Source organism: Pseudomonas sp. fls2-241-R2A-110 (assembly GCF_030209165.1).
GTDB lineage: Bacteria > Pseudomonadota > Gammaproteobacteria > Pseudomonadales > Pseudomonadaceae > Aquipseudomonas.
Genome location: NZ_JARVSN010000009.1, coordinates 173,342 through 194,289 on the forward strand (window position 1 = coordinate 173,342; position 20,948 = coordinate 194,289).

Below are 20,948 nucleotides of genomic sequence, written 5' to 3' on the forward strand. Positions count from 1 at the left end.
TTGGGTGTATATCCGTTGCTGCGGTAACGGCGGCTTAGGGTTTCGCCCTGACGGCGACTCACTTTTTTTGACAAACGCCTCAAAAAAAGTAAGCAAAAAAAAGGCTCGCCCCGACGTCCGGCCCCTCGCTTAGGCTCGGTGTTCCTTCGTTCCGGCATTCATCTGGGGGCATCGCCTCCGGTCTGCTTCGCGACGACCTCCTCTCGATGTGTTCGACTTCGTCGAACGGCGCTACGCGCCTACCCCCCAGATAAACGCCTCCACTCAGCCTGCCGAAGGGGCGGGTAGATCAAAAGCTGCAGGCGAGCTAACGCTCGGCCTGTTGAGTGGTTAAAAGCGGGGGTACACCTCGATTTACTGTGGGAGCTGGCTTGCCAGCGAAGGCAGCCTGCCAGCCGACCAGTCTCTTGCAGATGTACACCGAACCCTGTGGGAGCTGGCCTGCCAGCGATGACGGCCTGCCAGCCGACCAATCTTTTACAGATGTACACCGAACCCTGTGGGAGCTGGCTTGCCAGCGAAGGCAGCCTAACAATCGACCAATCTTCTGCAGATGTACCCATTCCCCTGTGGGAGCTGGCCTGCCAGCGAAGGCAGCCTGCCAGCCGACCAATCTTTTGCAGATGTACCCATTCCCCTGTGGGAGCTGGCCTGCCAGCGATGACGGCCTGCCAGCCGGCCATTATTTTGCAGATGTACACCCTTCAATTGAAACATTGCAGGCATAAAAAAACGCCGCTCATCTCTCGATGGGCGGCGTTTTTTATGGCGTTGCTACGTTAGGCTTGAACGACCGGAATGTTGGCGTTCGCAGCAGCTTCACGGAACTCGGCGATCTGGTCGAAGGACAGGTAGCGGTAGACATCGGCCGCCATGCTGTCGATCTTGCCAGCGTATTCCATGTATTCCTCGACGGTCGGCAGGCGACCCAGGATGGAAGCAACGGACGCCAGCTCGGCCGAGGCCAGGTAGACGTTCGCGCCGTCACCCAGACGGTTCGGGAAGTTACGGGTCGATGTCGACACCACAGTCGAGTTCGGCTCTACGCGTGCCTGGTTACCCATGCACAGCGAGCAGCCTGGCATTTCCATGCGTGCGCCGGCTTTGCCGTAGATGCCGTAGTAGCCTTCTTCGGTCAGCTGGTGAGCGTCCATCTTGGTCGGAGGCGACAGCCACAGACGGGTTGGAAGCTGACCTTTGACCTGTTCCAGCAACTTGCCGGCAGCGCGGAAGTGACCGATGTTGGTCATGCACGAACCGATGAACACTTCGTCGATCTTCTCGCCAGCAACGCTGGACAGCAGACGGGCGTCGTCCGGATCGTTTGGCGCGCAGAGCACAGGCTCTTTGATGTCGGCCAGGTCGATTTCGATGATTTCAGCGTATTCGGCGTCAGCATCGGCAACCATCAACTCAGGGTTGGCAACCCAGGCTTCCATCGCTTGAGCGCGACGTTCCAGGGTACGCACGTCACCGTAGCCTTCGCCGATCATCCAGCGCAGCAGGGTGATGTTGGAGTTCAGGTACTCGGTGATCGACTCTTTCGACAGCTTGATGGTGCAACCGGCAGCCGAACGTTCAGCCGAAGCGTCGGACAGCTCGAAAGCTTGCTCGATGCTCAGGTTGTCCAGGCCTTCGATTTCCAGGATGCGGCCGGAGAAGGCGTTCTTCTTGCCTTTCTTCTCGACGGTCAGCAGGCCAGCCTGGATCGCGAAGTAAGGAATGGCGTGAACCAGGTCGCGCAGGGTAACGCCCGGTTGCATTTTGCCTTTGAAGCGCACCAGGATCGATTCCGGCATGTCCAGCGGCATGACGCCGGTGGCTGCGGCGAACGCTACCAGGCCGGAACCGGCCGGGAACGAAATGCCCATTGGGAAACGGGTGTGCGAGTCACCACCGGTACCGACGGTGTCCGGCAGCAGCATGCGGTTCAGCCAGCTGTGGATGATGCCGTCGCCCGGACGCAGGGAAACGCCGCCGCGGGTCATGATGAAGTCAGGCAGGGTGTGGTGGGTGGTCACGTCGATCGGCTTTGGATAAGCCGCGGTGTGGCAGAACGACTGCATCACCAGATCAGCCGAGAAGCCCAGGCACGCCAGGTCTTTCAGTTCGTCACGGGTCATCGGACCGGTGGTGTCCTGGGAACCCACGGTGGTCATTTTCGGTTCGCAGTAGGTGCCAGGACGAACGCCTTTGCCTTCTGGCAGACCGCAAGCCTTGCCGACCATTTTCTGCGCCAGGGTGTAACCCTTGGTGCTTTCAGCCGGAACTTCCGGCAGTTTGAACAGGGTCGAAGGTGGCAGGCCCAGTTCGGCACGGGCTTTTTCGGTCAGGCCACGGCCGATGATCAGCGGAATACGACCGCCGGCACGGACTTCGTCCAACAGCACCGGAGTCTTCATTTCGAAGGTGGTCAGGACTTCGTCAGTGCCGTGTTTGCAGACTTTGCCAGCATGCGGATACAGGTCGATCACGTCGCCCATGTTCATGTTGGTTACGTCGAATTCGATCGGCAGTGCGCCAGCATCTTCCATGGTGTTGTAGAAGATCGGAGCGATTTTGCTGCCGAAGCAGAAACCGCCGGCACGCTTGTTCGGGACGTAAGGAACGTCGTCGCCGAAGAACCACAGCACCGAGTTGGTCGCCGATTTACGCGAAGAACCGGTACCCACCACGTCGCCGACGTAGGCGATAGGGAAGCCGGAATTGCGCATTTCTTCGATCTGCTTCATCGGACCGGTGACGCCTTGTGCGTCTGGCACGATGCCGTCGCGAGCCATTTTCAGCATGGCCAGGGCGTGCAGCGGGATGTCCGGGCGGGACCAGGCATCAGGGGCAGGGGACAGGTCGTCGGTGTTGGTTTCGCCGGTAACCTTGAATACGCGCAGGCTGATCTTGTCGGCCAGTACAGGGCGGTTCTTGAACCACTCGCCGTCAGCCCAGGATTGCAGCACGCCTTTGGCGTGAACGTTGCCTTGTTTGGCGCGTTCTGCGACGTCGTGGAAGGCGTCGAACATCAGCAGGGTGTGCTTGAGTTCCTTGGCAGCGACTGGCGCCAGTTCGGCGTCGTCCAGCAGGTTGACCAGTGTCACGATGTTGTAGCCGCCTTGCATGGTGCCGAGCAGTTCAACAGCGCGTTTCTTGTCGATCAGAGGGGAGGTTGCTTCGCCTTTGGCCAGGGCAGAGAGGAAACCGGCCTTTACATAGGCTGCTTCGTCCACTCCAGGTGGTACGCGATTGGTGATCAGGTCAACGAGGAAAGCTTCTTCGCCAGCCGGGGGATTTTTCAGCAGCTCGACCAGGCCTGCAGTTTGTTCGGCGTTAAGCGGCTGGGGAACGATACCCAGTGCTGCGCGCTCTTCGATATGTTTGCGGTAGGCTTCAAGCACAGTTATTACCCTCATCAGTGGTCCCAAATGGGTGTCCGGGACGCTCATCCCGAAATTGCCGTACTCATGCGCTGCATGGCGTTGTGGGCCACTTAGCCAGAATTACCGACAATTCCTTACAGAAGCTGCTTTCAAAGTTTTACGCCTGCAGAACGGGAGCTGATGAGGGTTGGCGTTGGGTTTTTCCCCGCTGGAAAAACCCGTCGCCAACACCGCTCTGAAGGAACGACTGTGCTCGTGACGCTTTGAAAACAGCTTCTAACGGACATTGGCGCCTTAAAAGGCTGGCTGATTCTACGGCAAAAAAAAATTAAAGGTAAGTTAGGCCATCAAGATTGAGGGGTGATCAATGTTAGACAAAGGGCTAACATGCCGGCCTGTTCTGCTTTCCCGTGTTTTGCCTACCTATGCCCAATCAGACCATCAAGACCCCCTGCGTCGGCCTCTGTTCCACTGTTTACGGTGATCTGGTGTGCCGTGGCTGCAAGCGTTTCCACCATGAAGTGATCAACTGGAATGGTTACAACGAGGAAGAAAAGCGCGCGGTGTGGCTGCGTCTGGAGCTGTTGCTGTCGCAGGTGATGGCCAGCAAGCTGGAAGTGTTCGACCCCCAGCGCCTGCGTCTGCAGCTGGAGCAGCGCAAGATTCGCTTCGTGCCGCACCAGTCCGAGTATTGCTGGGCGTATCAGCTGATCGCCCGTGGCGCGCGGGTGATCAACAACCTGGAAGCCTACGGAATGGTGCTGATGCCGGAGTTTCGCGACTGGAACCTGCCGGAGCTGCGCGATGCCATTGATCGGGAGTTCTTTCTGTTGTCCGAGGCGCATTACCAGCGCTACATCGCGCCGGGCTTTCTCAAGGACGCCTTCGGCGGGTAACCCTTGCCCGCGAAGGCGATCTGCTTGACGCCGAACATCTCAATGCTGGCTCACGATCTCTTCCAGATGATCCATGATCTCTTCCGGCTTGAGCACCAGCACATCGCTCTCGACCGCATCGAGCACCACTTCGGCGGTATTGCCGATCAACGCCCCTGATAACCCGGACCGCGCGACAGTGCCAATCACTGTGACCGCGGCCTGAAGCTTGTGCGCCATGTACGGGATCAACACATCCGCAGGCCCTTCGGCGATATGCAGGTGTTCGTCATCAATGTCGAACTCGGCCTGAAACGCCTTGCACTGCTCGCGATAACGCGCCTCGATGGTTTCGCTGAGCTGTAGCGTTGGATCGGACGCCGACAGCATCGGTGACGGATGGGCGCTGATCACATGCAGCTTGGCCTTCGCCAGGCTGGCAATGTCATAGCCGTAATCAATGATGGTGTTGTGCAAATCGCGGTGTTCGTCATCGGTATTGCCGACATCGATCGCCGCCAGAATCACCTTGTCCTTCCAGGAACCGACGGTTTTTACCAGCAGCACCGGGGACGGGCACGTGCGCAAGATCTTCCAGTCCTCGGGCGTCAGCAGCGCCTTTTTCAGCGGGCTGTCGGGGTAATGCTGTTTGATCACCAACCCGCAGCCTTCCGCCTGCTGCACATCGTTGATGGTTTCATGCAGGCTCTCGTTCCAGGCCTGTTCGGTGGTAACGCTGTAGCCGTCCGCCACCAGCGCCGCCTTGAGCACGCCCAACATCGCGCTATGGTCATGCTTGCGGTCGCAAACCAGCAGGTGCAGATGAGCCTGGGTGACCCCAGCAATCAATTTGGCCCGCTTGAGCGCCAGGCTTTCCGAGTGTTCGGGTTCAATGATCACCAGAATGCTGCGTATGGCTTGCATGATCGGACCTCCATCAACGATAAAAAAGCATGGCGTTGGACAACTATAGTTGCTGGTCGCCAACCGGGTACTTGATGCATATCAACGGTCGCGACTGGTGGTCTGCCGGCAGGCCGGTATAATCGGCGCCCTTCGTTTTGAACCTTTTATCCGTGAGCCCCATGATCCTTCCCGAAATTCACGAGTTCCTCGGCTGCCGCACCCCCGATGGCTGGGTCCAGGCCGCGCTTGCCGATCAGGAAACCCTGCTGATCGACCACAAGAACTGTGAGTTCAAGGCGGCCAGCACGGCGTTGAGCCTGATTGCCAAATATCACTCTCACGTCGACCTGATCAACCTGATGTCGCGCCTGGCCCGGGAAGAGCTGGTGCACCATGAACAAGTCATGCGCCTGATGAAAAAGCGCAAGATTGAGTTGCGTCAGCTCTCCGCCGGACGTTACGCCTCGGGGTTGCGCAAAGTGGTGCGTAGCCACGAGCCGGTGAAGCTGGTGGATACCCTGGTGGTGGGCGCGTTTATCGAGGCCCGCAGTTGCGAGCGTTTCGAGGCGCTGGTGCCGCATCTGGACGAAGAACTGGGCAAGTTCTACTTTGGCCTGCTGAAAAGCGAGGCCCGGCATTTTCAGGGTTACCTGAAACTGGCTTACCAGTACGGTGATGCCAAGGACATTGCTCACGTCATCGACAAGGTTCGCGCCGCCGAACAGGAACTGATCGAATCGCCGGACGTGGAGTTTCGTTTCCACAGCGGCGTGCCTGTCGCCGCATAACTCCGATAGATGTCATGTTTTGATTCAATATTGTAAAAAACTCTTAAGAGTGTGAAACATCGCCAAAAACCGGCCCCTGAGGCCGGTTTTTGCTGCCTGCAATAACCGTCCCGTCATTGATTGGCGCCATAATGCCGCCCACTTCACACATGGGTTGGCAGACGGTCGATATGGATAGCCTGGGTTTTGGCAAAGTATTGCTGGTGGAAGACGACGAGAAACTGGCCGGGTTGATCGCGTATTTCCTGTCCCAACACGGCTTTGAAGTTCGGCAGGTGCATCGCGGTGACCTGGCGTTGGCCGCGTTTCTCGAATTCAAACCGAAAATGGTCGTGCTCGACCTGATGCTGCCGGGCCAGAGCGGCCTGCAGGTATGCCGCGAAATTCGCAGTGTGTCCGATACGCCGATCGTCATCCTGACGGCCAAGGAAGACGACCTCGATCATATTCTCGGCCTGGAGTCCGGCGCCGACGATTACGTCATCAAGCCGATCAAACCGCCAGTGCTACTCGCACGCCTGCGGGCCTTGCAGCGCCGTCAGACACCCGAGAGCAGCGTGTGCAGCGCCCTGGAGTTCGGCCACCTGAGCATCGACCGCAGCTGTCGCGAGGTCAGGCTGGCAGACGAAGTCATCGACATGACCACCATGGAGTTTGAGCTGTTGTGGCTGCTCGCCAGCGCCGCCGGCAAGATCCTGTCCCGCGACGACATCCTCAACCGCATGCGCGGCATTGCCTTCGATGGCCTCAACCGCAGCGTTGACGTCTACATCAGCAAACTGCGCGGCAAGCTCAAGGACAACCCGCGCGAACCGATGTGCATCAAGACCGTTTGGGGCAAGGGTTATCTGTTCAATCCGTTTGCGTGGGAGCTGTAGATGCTGCGGTTATTTCTGGGGTTGTACCTGGTACTGGCGGTGGGGTTGGTGCTGGCATTACAGACGGTCGAGCATACGTTCAACGTGCTGCTCGATGGGCAGATGCAGGCCTATAACCGCGAGGCGGTTCGGGGTCAGGCGTATTCGCTGGTCGAGCAATTGCACGGCCTGGAAGGCTCGCAACGCGAGCAACAACTGGACACGCTACGCCCGCACTACGGTCTGGGACTGAGCCTGGTCGAGGCCGATCATCTGAGCCTCGACGAACATGAAAAAGCCTTGCTGGCCGAAGGCAAACTGGTGATTCGCGAGAAGTACACCCAGTTCATTTCGTCGATCGATGGCGGTGCCCAGCTATTGAGCATCAAGCTGCCGCCCGAGCCGAGCCTGATGCCGTTCTACATTTCTGCGGCCTATCTGATGCTGGCCGTGCTGATCGGCATCGTGCTGTTTTTCTGGGTCCGACCGCACTGGCGTGATCTGGAAAAACTGCGCCTGGCGGCCGAGCGCTTTGGGGATAACGACCTGTCGTCACGCATTCAGCTGTCCAAGCGCTCGAACATTCGCGACCTGGCCGAACACTTCAACCTGATGGCGGCTCGCATCGAAGGCTTGATCGCCAACCAGCGTGAGCTGACCAACGCGGTGTCCCACGAGTTGCGCACGCCGATTGCCCGACTGTCGTTTGAGCTCGATCAGCTTAAGCAGCAACCCGATCCGACCCAGAGCGGCGAACTGATCGCCGACATGTACGCCGACCTCGGCGAGCTGGAGGAAATGGTCTCCGAGTTGCTGACCTACGCCAGCCTGGAACGTGGCGCCACGGTGATCAACCGAGAGAATATTCAGGCCATCAGTTGGCTGGACAGCGTGGTGGGCAGTGTGGCGCTGGAAGCCGAAGCCGCCGGGGTGCAGTTGGTGATTGTCGAGTGCCAGGTCGATGAGGTGCGCATCGAACCGCGCTTTATGGCACGAGCAGTGATCAACCTGTTGCGCAATGCCATTCGCTATGCCGATGAACGAGTGGAAGTGTCGTTGGTGCGCACCGGTGATCACTATGAAGTGCAGGTCAACGATGATGGGCCGGGCGTGCCGCTGGACGGGCGTGAGAAGATTTTCGAACCGTTCTCGCGACTGGACGCCAGTCGCGACCGTCGCACCGGTGGTTTCGGCCTGGGATTGGCGCTGGTGCGCCGGGTGTCGCAATCCCATGGCGGCCAGGTGGAAGTGGCGGATTCGCCGTGGGGCGGGGCGTCGTTTCGCATGACCTGGGCGCATCTGGATTAGGTCGGGGGCTCTCACTGGCGCCATCGCGAGCAAGCTTGCTCCCACATTGGGTCTGTGTCGTTCACAAATCCCCTGTGGGAGCGAGCTTGCTCGCGATGGCGTCATCAGCAACACCACATCGTTAAAAGCTGAACACCACCAGCCCAACCAATGAGGTCTGTATCCTTCTCAGCGGCACAAACCCAATCGTTCATGCCAGTCGGCGATGGATTCCTCGGGATAGACGTCGAACTGCAGGTCCTTGGGATGCACCTCGACCTCCACCCACGGCGCTTTGGAACCGAGCATCAAGTGCGTGTGTTCCGGCGGCACGGGCAGCGGGGTGTCGATGGCGGATGCAAACGGATGAATCAGCTCCGGCCATTCAGGGCTGAACAGCCATAATCCGGAACCGCACAAAGAACAGAAATGCCGCTCGGCGCTGCTGCGTCGGGCGCGCTTATCGCCTTCGCCCTTGAGTCGTGCATGGTAAATCGAGATGTGCTTGCGGCCACGCACGGTGAGGCTTTGGGCATCGCCACCGAGGTTGATCGCGTACCCGCCACCGCCCTGGGTCTTGCGGCAGATCGAGCAGTAGCAGCGCTGGTAAGGGTAGGGGTAAGCGCTGGTCAAACTGAACGACACGGCGCCGCAATGGCAGGAACCTTCGAGCTGCATGGGAACCTCCGACGAGTCTGGGACTGACTCGATACAGCCTAGACCGTCAGCGCTCCTCGACTGGCGGCAGCATTGCATCGTCGGATCACCTGTGTCAGGTCCCGCTGGACGCCTATCGATCGCCAAGGCAGCATGGGCGCCTTCATCACAGGGGCTGAACCCATGCGACGATTGCCTTCTTTGGCAGCACTCAGGACCTTCGAATGCGCCGCCCGGCACGCCCATTTCGGTCGGGCCGCCGCCGAGTTGTGTGTCACCGACAGCGCCGTCAGTCATCAGATTCGCCAACTCGAAGAACACCTGGGCGTTGCGTTGTTCATCCGCGAGGGGCGGCAAATCCGTCCGACCATGGCCGCTGGCCGTCTGATGCAAAGTCTGCAGCAAGCGTTCGAACTGATCGGCGATGCCTGCGATGAATTGCGCGACCCGTCGTCGCTGGCGGTGTTGCGCCTGGCGGTCACCGCCGAGTTGACGCAAAAGTGGCTGATGAGTCGCCTGACAGACTTCTATGCCCGCTATCCGCACATCACGCTGCACCTCTACGAACAACCGATCGACGCCACGGCGCCGGGAGAAGACATCGACCTGGCGATCACCTACGGCACCGGTCCGGTCGACAGCAGCGCGTACTTCGTCCGCCCCTTGCCCGCGTTGCAGTTCTTCCCGGTGTGCAGCCCCGGGCTGTTCAATCAGGGCACCCTGAAAACGCCCAAGGATCTGGTGCGCCACTGCCTGCTGCACGACGATCAGGACGGCAAGACCTGGACCGCGTGGCTGACTAGCCATGCCGGCGATCAGCGTCCCGAACGCCAACTGTATTTCGCCCATGCGGGCCTGGCGCTGGAAGCGGCGGCCCAAGGCCAGGGCGTGGCGATGGGCGATAACCTGACGGCGCAGGAGGATTTGCTCAGTGGCCGTCTGGTCCGGCCGTTCACCTCAAGCATGACGGCGCTCGGCCAATACGCGCTGGTGTGCGAGCGGGTGCGCCTGGAGCGCCCAGCCGTGGCGCAGATGCTTGAATGGTTCAACGATCAGTTGATCGATTGATGAGTTGAATTCAACTATTCCGAAATAATCATCGTTGGTGAGCAGGGCGCTCACCCCCTTAGCCTGTGGTCATTCCAATCCCCGCTGATGAGGTTTGACCATGGCACGTTTGCTCGATTCCACTCCCAAACTCGACGGTTTCCGCCTGCCTGGCGAATTCGAAACCAAGTCCGGTTGCTGGCTCGGCTGGCCGGAGCGCACCGACGTCTGGCGCAACGGCGCCAAGCCCGCGCAGAAAGTCTGGGTGCAGATTGTCAGCGCCATTGCCCAAAGCGAACCGGTGACGGTGTGTGCCTCTGCCACCCAGTTCGCCACCGCCCGCCGCCAGTTGCCGCCTCAGGTGCGTGTGGTGGAAATGACCTGCAACGACACTTGGTTTCGCGACAGCGGCCCATGCTTTGTGGTCAACGACGACAGTGGCGAGGTGCGCGGCGTCGACTTTGAGTTCAACGCTTACGGTGGCCTCGACGGTGGCTTGTACTACCCGTGGGACAAGGACGACCAGATCGCCAGTAAAATCCTTGAAATCGAACGCTTCGACCGTTATCGCGCGCCGCTGATTGCCGAACTGGGCGGCATCCAGAGCGACGGCCAGGGCAGCATCCTGACCACCGAACAATGCCTGCTCAACCGCAATCGCAACCAGCATTTGGGCAAGGACGAAGTCACCCGTCGCCTGACCGATTACCTCGGTGCCGAACAGATCATCTGGCTGCCGCGCGGTTGCAAGTTCGACGAAACCGATGGCCACGTCGACGACCTCGCGTGCTTCGTGCGTCCCGGCGAAGTCGTGCTGCAATGGACCGACAATCGCGATGATCCGCAGTGGGAAATCTATCAGGAGGCCTACGACATCCTGCGCAGCACCCGCGACAGCCGTGGCCGTGAGCTGATCGTGCACAAACTGCCGCAACCGGATGTACTGGAATGGACCGCCGAGGAAGCCGAAGGCCTGGATCAGCAAGACAGCACCCATACCCGCCAGGCCGGGACGCGGATCTGCGCGTCGTACATCAACTACTACGCCGGCAACTCCTCGATCGTTGTGCCGTTGTTTGGCGATCGCAACGATCAGGCGGCCCAGGCGACCCTCGCCGAACTGTTCCCGCAGCACAAGATTGTCGGCATCGAAAACTCCCGGGAGATCCTCCTCGGTGGCGGCAATGTCGCCTGCATCACCATGCCGCAATACGCGGCGCCTGCCGGCAAACAAGGAGTGTGAACATGGGCCTGCACAAACTGACTCAAGCGTTATTGCTGGTGCTTGCACCCTTGTGTGTGCAGGCCGCCGACACCCCGAAACCGGTGGTAAACCTGTACATCTGGGGCGAGTACCTGGCCCCGGATACGCTGAACAACTTCGAGAAAAAAACCGGCATCCATGTGGTGGCCGATCACTTTGATTCGCTGGAAACCGTCGAGACCAAATTGCTGACCGGTCGTAGCGGCTATGACCTGGTGCTGACGGCGGGGCAGCACTTGTCCCGAGCGATCCAGAGCGGGGCGATTCAGACATTGAACCACCAACGACTGCCGCACTTTGCCGGTGTTGGCGAAGAGTTTCGCCAGCACATGGCGGCGTTCGATCCAGGCAATCGTTACGCCGGGATTTACGCCTGGGGCACCACCGGCGTCGGTTATCAGGAAGAGGCGATCAACAAGCGTTTGCCCGATGCGCCACGGGATAGTTGGGCGATGCTGTTCGACCCGGCCGTGGTGTCCAGATTTGCCGATTGCGGGGTCAGCCTGCTCAACGATCCCAACGAGGTATTTGCTGCGGTCATGAAGTACATGGGCCTGGACATCAACCGCCAGAACCTCGATGACCTGAAACTGGCCGAGCAGCAACTGGCGAAGATCCGGCCGTACATCCGCTACTTCGACAACGACCTGAACATCAGCGACCTGGCCAACGGCAACACCTGCGTAGCGATGTCGTGGAACGGCAACGTGGGCATCGCCGCCACACAGGCCGAGGCTGCGCACAAGCCATTCAAGCTCAGTTACCGGATACCGAAGGAGGGCACGTTGATCTGGTTCGACGCCATGGTCATTCCCAAGGATGCGCCGCACCCTGAGGCCGGGCTGGCGTTGATGGACTACCTGATGACGCCGGAGGTGATTGCACCGATCACTGACACCATCCACTACGCCAATGCGATTACTGCGGCGGACGGGTTGATTGACCCGGCGATTCGCAATGATCCGGGGACGTATCCGTCGGCGCAGGTGAGGGCTTCTTTGTACAGCAAGAATGACAATGACAAAGCGTTCAACCGGGCGCTGATTCGGGCGTTCAGTCGGTTGAAGTCGGGGTTGTGATTGGCCCTGAGTGATGAGGTGGACTTTCGGCCGCCATCGCGAGCAGGCTCGCTCCCACAAGGGATTTGTGAACACTGAAAATCCGATGTGGGAGCGAGCCTGCTCGCGATGAACGATGACTCGGTCTACCGGCTAGGCATCCGCCACAAATACCAGGACGCCACCGTCCGATACGGACTCCACGCCAAGCCAATCTCGACCATCTGCTTGCGCGTCGGCTGAACCTCCAGCCCCTTCAAGCGCCGATACCCCTCGCGCACCCCGAAGTCATCGGCAGGCAAGATGTCCGGCCGCTCCAGGCTGTAGATCAGCAGCATCTCGACCGTCCAGCGGCCAACCCCGCGCAAGGTAATCAAGCGTTCGATCAGCGCTTCATCGTCCATGGCCAGTGCCGTTGCGTAATCCGGCACTACGCCGTCGAGGGTGGCCTGCGCTATTCCCTGAATGGTCGCAATTTTGCCGGCGGAAAACCCGCAACTGCGCATCTGGTCAAAGTCAGTGGCGATGATCTGTTCCGGCCTCGGAAACGCCACTGACGGAAACAATGCCAGCAGCCGCCCGACAATCGCATCACCAGCCCTGGCGTGCAGTTGCTGATAGGCGATCGCCCGCACCAGTGATTCGTAAGGATCGCGAGCCGGGTGCGGTTGATGCAGGCACGGGCCGATGGCCGCGATATGGCGCCGCCAGTCGTCATCGATGGACGCCAGGAATTGCGTCGCGTCCTGATAGGGATCGGGCATATCGATCAGGCTTTTCCCGCAGGTTTTAGCAGGGCGTTCACTTCGCCGTAAGTGAAGGCCTTGAGGTGGCTGCTGTCGAGTTTGCCGGTCTCCAGAAAGCCCTTGGCCAAGGAGGCCATTGCCCCATAGAGAAACTCGGCGATGCCCGACCCGGCACTCAGGCGGCGCACGCCGAGGGCTTTGAGTTCATCGAGCGACGGCAGCCCCGGGAGCCCGAGCACGTTCACCGGCAACGAGCTGCCCTGGCACAACGCAGCGATCTCGTATTCGGCCGTCACGCCCGCGGCGAACAACCCGTCAGCGCCCGCCGCCTGATACAACGCGGCGCGTCTGAGGGTTTCGGCGACGCGGTCTTCAGCAGGCACCAGGCCCTTGAGGTAAACATCGGTGCGGGCATTGATGAACAGCTTCACCTGGCGGCGTTCGGCAACCTGGCGGGCGATTTCGATCTTGCGTACCAGCAGCGCCGGCGGGGAAGCGCCGTCCTCGATATTGATCCCGACTGCGCCAGCAGAAATCACCGCATCAATGACCTCGGCAACCCGCGTCAGGTCGTCGGAATAACCAGCCTCGATGTCCACGGTCAACGGCACCGAAATCACCCGGGCGATGGACTCGACAGTCGATATCAGGCGTTCGAGGGGCAGGGCATTGCCGTCCGGGTAGCCATGCGCCCACGCCACCGCCGCGCTGCTGGTGGCCACCGCCTTGCAGCCCAGTTGCTCGACGATGAGCGCGCCGGTGGCATCGGCGACGTTGGTCAGGATCAACAGGCCGTCGTGGTGCAGTTGATGAAATTGGATGTCCATCGTGTGTCCTTCCTTAAGACGTTTGGTGAAAAACAAGGGATCAGAATGCGAGTTGTTCGGTCACCTGCACGGCGGTTTTTTCCAGTCGGAGCAAAAATGCCTTGCGTGGTTGTCCTCCACCATAGCCCGTCAGTGAGCCGTCTGCACCGATCACCCGGTGGCAGGGCAGCACAATCGAAAGACGGTTATGCCCGTTTGCCAGGCCCACCGCACGGCTGGCGCCAGGCTTGCCCAGTTTTGCGGCAATGGTGCCGTAGGTGCTGGTCTGGCCGTAAGGAATCTTCGCCAGTTCAGCCCACACCTGGCGGGCAAATTCGCTGCCGGGCAAGTGCAGCGCAACGGTGAAACCGGTGAGTGTGCCGGCGAAATACTGCGCCAGCTCGGCTTCAATCCGCTGCAGATGCGCGTTGTGTCCGGGCGCTACGGCATAGCCGTAACGGGTTTGCAGCTCTTCGACTTCCTTGGTCAGCGCCGGTCGATCCAGAAACTCCAGCAGCACCAGGCCGCGACGCTCAGCCATGGCGATCATCGGCCCCAGCGGCGTGGTCAGTCGGGTAAACAGCAATGGCTCGCTGTTGGCCGCACGGCCCGGGGTGATGTGAAAGGATTTTTGAAACGCATCGCGAAAACCGCTCAGGGATTCATAGCCCGAGTCGAACGCCGCGTTATCGATGGAATTCCCCTGTTTGATGCCGCCCAGCGCCATGCCCAGGCGTCGGGTGCGCAGCCAGGCGTGGAAGGTCATGCCGAAATGCTGTTTGAACCAACGGCGCAGTTTCAGCGGCTCGATGCCTTGCGCCATGAGTTGGGCGTCGGTCCAGCGCAGGTCGGGATCGGCGTCCACGGTCTTGAGCAACGCCTGCACCCAATCCGGTGCAATGGCGGCGGCGTCGAGGGGCTTGCAGCGTAGACAAGCGCGATAACCTGCCGACAGGCATTCATCGGCATGGGCAAAAAACTCGACGTTCTCCGGCTTGGGTTTGCGCGCCGTGCAACTGGGGCGGCAGAAGATCCCGGTGGTCTTGACCGCAGTGAAGAACACCCCCTCGTAGGCGGTGTCCCGTTCGAGCATGGCGCGGACCATCTCGGCGTTGGGCGGAAGCAAAGCGTTCTGTAGGTTCATGGACTGAGCATAAAACGCGTTGGCCGACGCCTCCACCGGAAAATCGACAGAGAATTGTGCCGCCTCAGATCGAGCGTTGATTGACCCGTTTCGACAATTCTTCAGCGCTCTCTTTGCGCTCCGAATAACGATCGACCAGAAACTCCTCACGACCTCGCACCAGCAGAGTGAACTTCATCAGTTCTTCCATCACATCCACCACACGGTCGTAATACGCAGAAGGCTTCATCCGGCCCGCTTCATCGAATTCCATGAAAGCCTTGGGCACCGACGATTGGTTAGGGATGGTCAGCATGCGCATCCAGCGACCCAGCACGCGCAGCTGATTGACGGTGTTGAAGGACTGGGAGCCGCCACAAACCTGCATCACCGCCAGGGTCTTGCCCTGGGTCGGACGAACCGCGCCCATCGTCAGGGGGATCCAGTCGATTTGTGCCTTGAACACGGCCGACATCGAACCGTGGCGTTCCGGTGAGCACCAGACCTGGCCTTCGGACCAGAGCACCAGTTCGCGCAGTTGCCGGACCTTCGGGTGGTCGCTGGACGCATCGTCGGGCAGCGGAAGGCCGCTAGGGTCGAAGATCACCGTTTCAGCGCCCAGCAGACGCAGGATCCGCGCGGCTTCTTCGGTCAGCAGGCGGCTGAAGGAGCGCTCGCGAGTCGAGCCGTAGAGCAGCAGGATGCGCGGTTTGTGGGCGCTTTGATCTGAAAGTGTCAGCAGTTCCAGATCCAGATTGGGCAGGTCGTCGTTCATCACAAGGTTCCAATGCGGTCCAGTTCGACCTTCAGTTCTGCATGCGAAAGGGTGTTCAGGTCCAATGCGAAGAAGGCCGCAAAGCGTCGTTTGATTGTTTCGACCGTGTGGTCAAAAGCGGCCTGGATCGCTTGCTCGGTGCCATGCACCTCCGACGGATCGGCCAGTCCCCAATGGCTTTTGAGCGCTGGCCCGAAGTAGACCGGGCAGGCCTCCCCAGCGGCCTTGTCGCAAACAGTGATGACGATATCCGGCGGTGAATCGGCGAACACCGAGGAGTCTTTGCTATAGAGGCCGTCGGTCGAGATACCGAGGGTGTGCAGGGTTTGCACGGCTTGGGGGTTGAGCCGCCCGCTGGGGAAGCTGCCGGAACTCACTGCGGTGAAACCGGCAGGTGCCAAATGATTGAACAGTGCTTCGCTCAACACGCTGCGGCAGCTGTTGGCGGTGCACATGAAAAGAACCTTGGTGGGGCGTAAGTTCATTGCGACGGCTCGAATATATGGATATTCGAATATACGTATGCTCGCTGAAAATGCCAATCCACTTTTTTCGACCTTTTAATGTTTGTGCCGGTGATGGATGTCCGGAAAGTGTGGATGACTGTGGCGGATCGGCGTGTGCTGATGTTCATGACTGTGCGGCTCGACTCCGTCCCACTGGAACGCATGTTCATGTTGATGATGTTCGTCATGAACGTGTCGGTGACTATGAAGGAGGGCGAGGTGCTGATGTTCATGGGCATGACGCTCCTTGAGGTGTATCCAGACGCCCAGCCCCATCAGCAATGACGCCCCCCAGAACGTCATGCTGACCGGTTCACCGAACAGCACAATGGCAATCGCCGCTCCCAGGAAGGGCGCCGTTGAGAAGTAGGCACCCGTGCGTGCGGTGCCCAGCCCGCGCAGCGCCAGGATAAACAGCACCAGACTGATTCCGTAGCCGAGGAAGCCGACGATCAACGTCGGCCCGAGCACCGCGATGTGCGGCAGTTTGGCGCCCAGCGCCAACGCCAGGGCGCAGTTCACCAGTCCGGCGGTCAGCCCCTTGATGCCCGCGATGAACACGGAGTCGGAGGCCGATACTTTGCGCGTCAGGTTGTTATCGATAGCCCAGCAGACACATGCCAGCGCCACGGCCAGCGGCCCGATCCAGCTTTGTGATTGCGCCGAACCCTGCGGCCAGGCCAGCAATAATCCGCCGGCGACAATGGCAAGCATTCCGGCGACGATCCGTCGGTCGGCATTTTCCTTGAACACCACCCACGCCAGCACGGCAGTCAGCACCGATTCGAGGTTCAGCATTAATGATGCGGTGGAGCCGGAAGTCAGGGTCAAGCCGAACATCAGCGCGACCGGCCCAAGCACGCCGCCAAACGCGATAGCACCGATCAGCCAGGGCCATTCTGACGATTTGAGGCCGCTGGGCTGCCAGCCATGGTCGCGGATCAGCCTGAGGAGTGTCAGGCCCAGTCCGCTGCCCAGGTACAACAGTCCGGCCAGCAGGATCGGTGAGAGGTTCAGGCCCAACGCCTTGGCCAATGGCGTGCTCGCTCCAAACAGCGCAGCGGCGCCCAAGGCATAAACAACATTCAGGTTCATTCGAAGCTCGACAGGTATTGCAGCGGGATGCTTCGCAGTGTGAACCCGTGTCGAATCCCGTCAATCCCCTGAGCTCAGGCTCGGCGCGCCATCAACAGCACCGAAGCCGCTGCCGACAACAACCCCGCGCAGCAACGGTTGAACATTCGTTTGCCCCGAGGCTCGGCAAACCAGCGACGCATGTGCAGGCCCATGTAGGCGTAGGCGCTGATGGCGATCCATTCCAGCATCAGAAACAACGCACCGAGCAGCGCGAATTGCGGCGTCACGGTGTGTGTCGGGTCGACGAACTGGGGCAGGAACGCGGTGAAGATGAGGATGGCCTTGGGGTTGCCGGCCGCCACCAGAAACTCCTGCCGCGCCAGCGCCATGATGCCGACTGGCGTCCCCGTCACTATGTTTTCGGCGCCGGGGTTGGCTCGCCACAATTGCCAGGCGAGGTAAAACAGATACGCCGCCCCCACAATCTTGATGCCGTAGAACAGCAATTCAGACGTTTGCAGCACCACCGCCAACCCGGCGGAGGCGAGGGCGATCATCCCGGCAAACGCCAGCAGCCGACCGATGCCGGCCACGCAGGCCATGCGGTAGCCGTAGCGGGTCGAGTTGCTGACCGACAGCAGATTGTTCGGGCCGGGCGCCATGTTCAACGCGAAGCAGGCGGGCAGAAACAGCGAAAGGGTGGCGAGGTCCATGACAGGTCTCCAGAAGCAAGAGAACGCTAGTTTTATCACGGACGACGAAGGCTTTCCCGGTACAGCGGTGCGCGCAGGCCGCAGTACAATTTGGCCGAGGTTATTTGGCGAACCTTCTGGCACCCACCACACACAGGATCACCGCCACGGTAACCCCGAGCATGCCGAGGCTGACGTGCTCGTGCAGCAACGTGGCCGCCAGTGCCAAGCCAAAAAAGGGTTGCAGCAGCTGCAGCTGTCCCACCGCGGCAATTCCTCCTTGGGCAAGCCCGCGATACCAAAATACGAAACCAATCAGCATGCTGAACAGCGAGACGTACCCCAGGCTCAACCAGGCTGGTGTGCTGATGCCCGAAAAAGACACGGGGGCCAGCCACCAGGTCAGCGGCGCCACTACTGGAAGCGACAACACCAGCGCCCAGGAAATCACCTGCCAGCCGCCGAGTGTCCTGGAAAGCTTTGCGCCTTCGGCATACCCGAGCCCGCAGGCAAGGATGGCCAGCAGCATCAGGACGTCGCCAGCGGGGGAGGCTGTCAGCCCCTGAGCAAGGGCAAACCCCACCACCAGCAAACTTCCCAGGACCGAGAAGCACCAGAACGCTGGTCGCGGACGTTCACCGCCGCGAAACACACCAAACGCAGCCGTGGCGAGCGGCAACATGCCGACGAAGACGATGGAGTGCGCCGACGTCACGTATTGAAGTGCCAGTGCCGTCAGCAGCGGAAACCCGATAACAACGCCCATCGCCACGATAACCAAGGGCAGGATCTGGTGCCGCGCAGGACGCTTTTCCTGCAACAGCAGCACAAGGCACAGCGCCAGAACCGCGGCGATGGTCGCGCGTGCGACCGTCAGAAAGACCGGATCGAACTCCAGGACGGCCACCCGGGTAGCGGGCAGTGAGCCGCTGAAGATCAGGACGCCGATGAGCCCATTGATCAGCCCGCTCGCGTTCTTTTCCAGTGACTGGTGTTGCAGGTTCGATGCACGTTCCATGGGAGTCCACTCACAGTTTGGGGGTTGCCTTGTGGGCATCGTATGGTCGAGTATCGATACAATCAAAAAATTGTCATGGATACATTGTGTTATGCCTCGCTCCCGTTACAAATCGCTGGTGGACGCGTTTGCCGCCGATATCCGCGCCGGGCGTTTGCCGCCGGGTACGCGTTTGCCGACACACCGTCAGCTCGCTACCACGGAAAAACTGGCCTTGGTCACGGCCAGCAGGGTCTATGCAGAACTGGAGGCGATGGGGCTGGTCAGCGGTGAAACGGGGCGCGGAACGTTCGTCAGGGAGACGTCACTGCCACCGAGCCAAGGGATTCACCAGCCAGCGGTGGCGGTCGGCATGGTCGATCTCAACTTCAACTATCCCTCTGTGCCGGGGCAGGCCGACCTGCTACGCAATGCCTTGCGCCAGCTCGCGTTGTCCGGTGACCTGGAGTCGCATCTGCGTTACCAGCCGCATGCGGGCCGCTTACACGAGCGGGCATCGATTGCGCGCCATCTGCTGACACGCGGGCTGAGTGTTCAGGCTGAACAGGTGTTGATCGTCAGTGGCGCCCAGCATGGATTGGCCGTGACCCTCATGGCGCTGCTGCAACCCGGTGAGGTGATTGCGGCTGATGCGTTGACCTATCCGGGATTCAAGGTGCTGGCCGAAACGCTGCACCTTGAAGTCGTACCGATTCCACTCACTGATCAGGGGCCAGACCTGGATGCACTTGAAAAGCTCTGTCGCAGCCGTTCGGTGCGTGCCGTCTACAGCATGCCGACGCTGCACAATCCGCTGGGGTGGGTGATGCCCGCCGATCAACGGGAGCGCCTCGTGTCGATTGCGCGCCAGCATGACCTGCACATCATCGAAGACGCTGCCTACGCGTTTCTGGCACAAGATCCGCTGCCGCCGATTGCGCACCTGGCGCCCGAAAGAACGGTGTACGTGTCGGGCTTCTCCAAGAGCGTCGCCACCGGTTTACGCGTCGGATTCGTCGCCGCCCCCGCGCACCGGGTGGCGGCGCTGGAGCGCACGATCAGGGCGACCACCTGGAACACGCCCGGAGTGATGACCGCGATTGCCTGCGCCTGGATCGATGACGGGACTGTCAGCGCGCTGGAAGCGCAAAAGCGCGCCGATGCGCAGGCCCGGCAAGCCTTGGCTGACACCCTGCTGACGGGGCTGCCCTACATTCGTCATCCTTCTTCCTACTTTATCTGGCTGCCCTTGTCGGAAGACGCGAGAGCCGATCAGATCGCCGTGGCGTTGCTGCGTGAACAGGTGGCGGTTTCAACCGCCGAACCGTTTGCGACCTCTGTTCATGTGCCGCACGCGATCCGGTTGGCGCTGGGGTCGGTGGACATGGACTCGCTCGCGGCGGCGCTGGTGAAAGTGAAGCGGGTGGTGGGGGCGTTTACCTGACTTAGGCAGTTTTCTTCAATACGCAGGGTAGGGGGATCAGTACGTTGAGCGCTGATTTTCCTGAATTGAAGAAGGTGTGCAATGAATCTGATTATTTCCATGGCCACATTTGCCCTGGTGGCTTCGATAACGCCTGGGCCGGTAAACATTGTCGCGTTGAGTTCGGGGGCGCAGTTTGGTTTTCGCGCCAGTCAACAGCACGTCGCCGGGGCCACGTTGGGGTTTGTTCTGTTATTGGTCTTGATGGGGCTGGGCTTGCATGAGGTGTTGCTCCTTTGGCCGGAATTGACGCGTGTGATGCAACTGGCCGGCGTGGCGTTTCTGTTGTTCATGGCCTGGAAACTGGCGGCGGACGATGGTCGTATCGATGCCAAAGAGTCGCACCGGGCACCTTCAATGTTGTACGGCGCAGTGATGCAGTGGCTCAACCCAAAAGCCTGGCTGGCCTGCGTGGCGGGCATGGGCGCGTTCGTCGCGGACGGCGAGGCGCGGCTGGTCTGGCAGTTTGCGGCGGTGTATCTGGTGATTTGCTACGTGTCGGTGGGGTGTTGGGTGTATGCCGGTACATGCCTGCGGGGTTACCTCAGTAACCCTGCAGGGATGCGGTTGTTCAACCGGGGTATGGCGATCCTTTTGGCGCTCTGTGCGGTTTACCTGCTATTGCCTTGACAC

General features: G+C 60.2%; 20 protein-coding genes. 9 read left to right on the forward strand and 11 right to left on the reverse strand.

Annotation, left to right across the window (positions count from 1 at the left end; genetic code table 11):
• Window positions 1-779 precede the first annotated feature (779 nt).
• Window positions 780-3,389 carry a bifunctional aconitate hydratase 2/2-methylisocitrate dehydratase gene (gene acnB, locus QRN31_RS08040; protein WP_285431333.1) on the reverse strand — a complete coding sequence of 870 codons (2,610 nt, stop codon included), beginning with the start codon at window positions 3,387-3,389 and terminating at the stop codon, window positions 780-782.
• 407 nt (window positions 3,390-3,796) lie between these two features.
• Between acnB and QRN31_RS08045 the strand changes: the two genes are divergently transcribed.
• Window positions 3,797-4,267: a DUF1289 domain-containing protein gene (locus tag QRN31_RS08045; RefSeq protein ID WP_008149863.1), complete on the forward strand. Its 471-nt coding sequence runs from the start codon at window positions 3,797-3,799 to the stop codon at window positions 4,265-4,267.
• Window positions 4,268-4,306: 39 nt separating this feature from the next.
• Here QRN31_RS08045 and uspL read toward each other — a convergent pair whose 3' ends face one another.
• On the reverse strand, window positions 4,307-5,170 hold the full coding sequence (uspL, locus tag QRN31_RS08050; RefSeq protein WP_285431288.1) for a universal stress protein UspL: 864 nt from the start codon (window positions 5,168-5,170) through the stop codon (window positions 4,307-4,309).
• 161 nt (window positions 5,171-5,331) lie between these two features.
• On the opposite strand from uspL, the gene QRN31_RS08055 reads away from it, so the two are divergent.
• From QRN31_RS08055 to QRN31_RS08065, 3 genes are all read left to right on the forward strand, one after another.
• Window positions 5,332-5,940 carry a MiaE family protein gene (locus QRN31_RS08055; RefSeq protein ID WP_090183294.1) on the forward strand — a complete coding sequence of 203 codons (609 nt, stop codon included), beginning with the start codon at window positions 5,332-5,334 and terminating at the stop codon, window positions 5,938-5,940.
• Between the two features lie 170 nt (window positions 5,941-6,110).
• A complete protein-coding gene (locus QRN31_RS08060; RefSeq protein WP_285431334.1) occupies window positions 6,111-6,818 on the forward strand; it encodes a response regulator in 708 nt (235 codons plus the stop codon).
• Window positions 6,819-8,105, forward strand: a complete 1,287-nt coding sequence (locus tag QRN31_RS08065; protein ID WP_285431291.1) for an ATP-binding protein — start codon at window positions 6,819-6,821, stop codon at window positions 8,103-8,105. It begins immediately after the preceding gene.
• Window positions 8,106-8,273: 168 nt separating this feature from the next.
• Here QRN31_RS08065 and QRN31_RS08070 read toward each other — a convergent pair whose 3' ends face one another.
• Window positions 8,274-8,762 carry a GFA family protein gene (locus QRN31_RS08070; protein ID WP_285431293.1) on the reverse strand — a complete coding sequence of 163 codons (489 nt, stop codon included), beginning with the start codon at window positions 8,760-8,762 and terminating at the stop codon, window positions 8,274-8,276.
• 162 nt (window positions 8,763-8,924) lie between these two features.
• On the opposite strand from QRN31_RS08070, the gene QRN31_RS08075 reads away from it, so the two are divergent.
• The 3 genes from QRN31_RS08075 to QRN31_RS08085 all read left to right on the forward strand — a co-directional run bounded on the left by QRN31_RS08075 (window position 8,925) and on the right by QRN31_RS08085 (window position 12,131).
• Window positions 8,925-9,809 carry a LysR substrate-binding domain-containing protein gene (locus tag QRN31_RS08075; protein WP_285431295.1) on the forward strand — a complete coding sequence of 295 codons (885 nt, stop codon included), beginning with the start codon at window positions 8,925-8,927 and terminating at the stop codon, window positions 9,807-9,809.
• A 100-nt stretch (window positions 9,810-9,909) separates the two neighbouring features.
• Window positions 9,910-11,031 (forward strand): agmatine deiminase, encoded by a 1,122-nt coding sequence (gene aguA / locus QRN31_RS08080; RefSeq protein ID WP_285431297.1) that lies wholly within the window; start codon window positions 9,910-9,912, stop codon window positions 11,029-11,031.
• Between the two features lie 2 nt (window positions 11,032-11,033).
• Window positions 11,034-12,131 carry an extracellular solute-binding protein gene (locus tag QRN31_RS08085; RefSeq protein ID WP_285431298.1) on the forward strand — a complete coding sequence of 366 codons (1,098 nt, stop codon included), beginning with the start codon at window positions 11,034-11,036 and terminating at the stop codon, window positions 12,129-12,131.
• Window positions 12,132-12,256: 125 nt separating this feature from the next.
• Here QRN31_RS08085 and QRN31_RS08090 read toward each other — a convergent pair whose 3' ends face one another.
• From QRN31_RS08090 to QRN31_RS08125, 8 genes are all read right to left on the reverse strand, one after another.
• Window positions 12,257-12,874, reverse strand: coding sequence for a DNA-3-methyladenine glycosylase family protein (locus tag QRN31_RS08090; RefSeq protein WP_285431300.1), 618 nt, complete (start codon window positions 12,872-12,874; stop codon window positions 12,257-12,259).
• 5 nt (window positions 12,875-12,879) lie between these two features.
• On the reverse strand, window positions 12,880-13,683 hold the full coding sequence (locus QRN31_RS08095; RefSeq protein WP_285431302.1) for an isocitrate lyase/PEP mutase family protein: 804 nt from the start codon (window positions 13,681-13,683) through the stop codon (window positions 12,880-12,882).
• Between the two features lie 40 nt (window positions 13,684-13,723).
• A complete protein-coding gene (locus tag QRN31_RS08100; RefSeq protein ID WP_285431303.1) occupies window positions 13,724-14,806 on the reverse strand; it encodes a bifunctional transcriptional activator/DNA repair enzyme AdaA in 1,083 nt (360 codons plus the stop codon).
• Between the two features lie 64 nt (window positions 14,807-14,870).
• Window positions 14,871-15,560: an arsenical resistance protein ArsH gene (gene arsH / locus QRN31_RS08105; protein ID WP_285431305.1), complete on the reverse strand. Its 690-nt coding sequence runs from the start codon at window positions 15,558-15,560 to the stop codon at window positions 14,871-14,873.
• Window positions 15,560-16,045 (reverse strand): arsenate reductase ArsC, encoded by a 486-nt coding sequence (locus QRN31_RS08110; RefSeq protein ID WP_285431307.1) that lies wholly within the window; start codon window positions 16,043-16,045, stop codon window positions 15,560-15,562. Before QRN31_RS08110 ends, arsH begins: the two co-directional genes overlap by 1 nt.
• Before the next feature lie 75 nt (window positions 16,046-16,120).
• A complete protein-coding gene (locus QRN31_RS08115; protein ID WP_285431308.1) occupies window positions 16,121-17,161 on the reverse strand; it encodes a DMT family transporter in 1,041 nt (346 codons plus the stop codon).
• 74 nt (window positions 17,162-17,235) lie between these two features.
• Window positions 17,236-17,856 (reverse strand): LysE family translocator, encoded by a 621-nt coding sequence (locus QRN31_RS08120; RefSeq protein WP_285431309.1) that lies wholly within the window; start codon window positions 17,854-17,856, stop codon window positions 17,236-17,238.
• 100 nt (window positions 17,857-17,956) lie between these two features.
• Entirely contained in the window at window positions 17,957-18,853 is an 897-nt protein-coding gene (locus tag QRN31_RS08125; RefSeq protein WP_285431310.1) for a DMT family transporter, read from the reverse strand.
• A gap of 91 nt (window positions 18,854-18,944) precedes the next feature.
• Here QRN31_RS08125 and QRN31_RS08130 point away from each other — a divergent pair, with 91 nt between their 5' ends.
• Window positions 18,945-20,276, forward strand: a complete 1,332-nt coding sequence (locus QRN31_RS08130; protein WP_285431312.1) for an aminotransferase-like domain-containing protein — start codon at window positions 18,945-18,947, stop codon at window positions 20,274-20,276.
• 81 nt (window positions 20,277-20,357) lie between these two features.
• On the forward strand, window positions 20,358-20,945 hold the full coding sequence (locus tag QRN31_RS08135; protein ID WP_285431314.1) for a LysE family translocator: 588 nt from the start codon (window positions 20,358-20,360) through the stop codon (window positions 20,943-20,945).
• The last annotated feature ends 3 nt before the right edge of the window (window positions 20,946-20,948 follow it).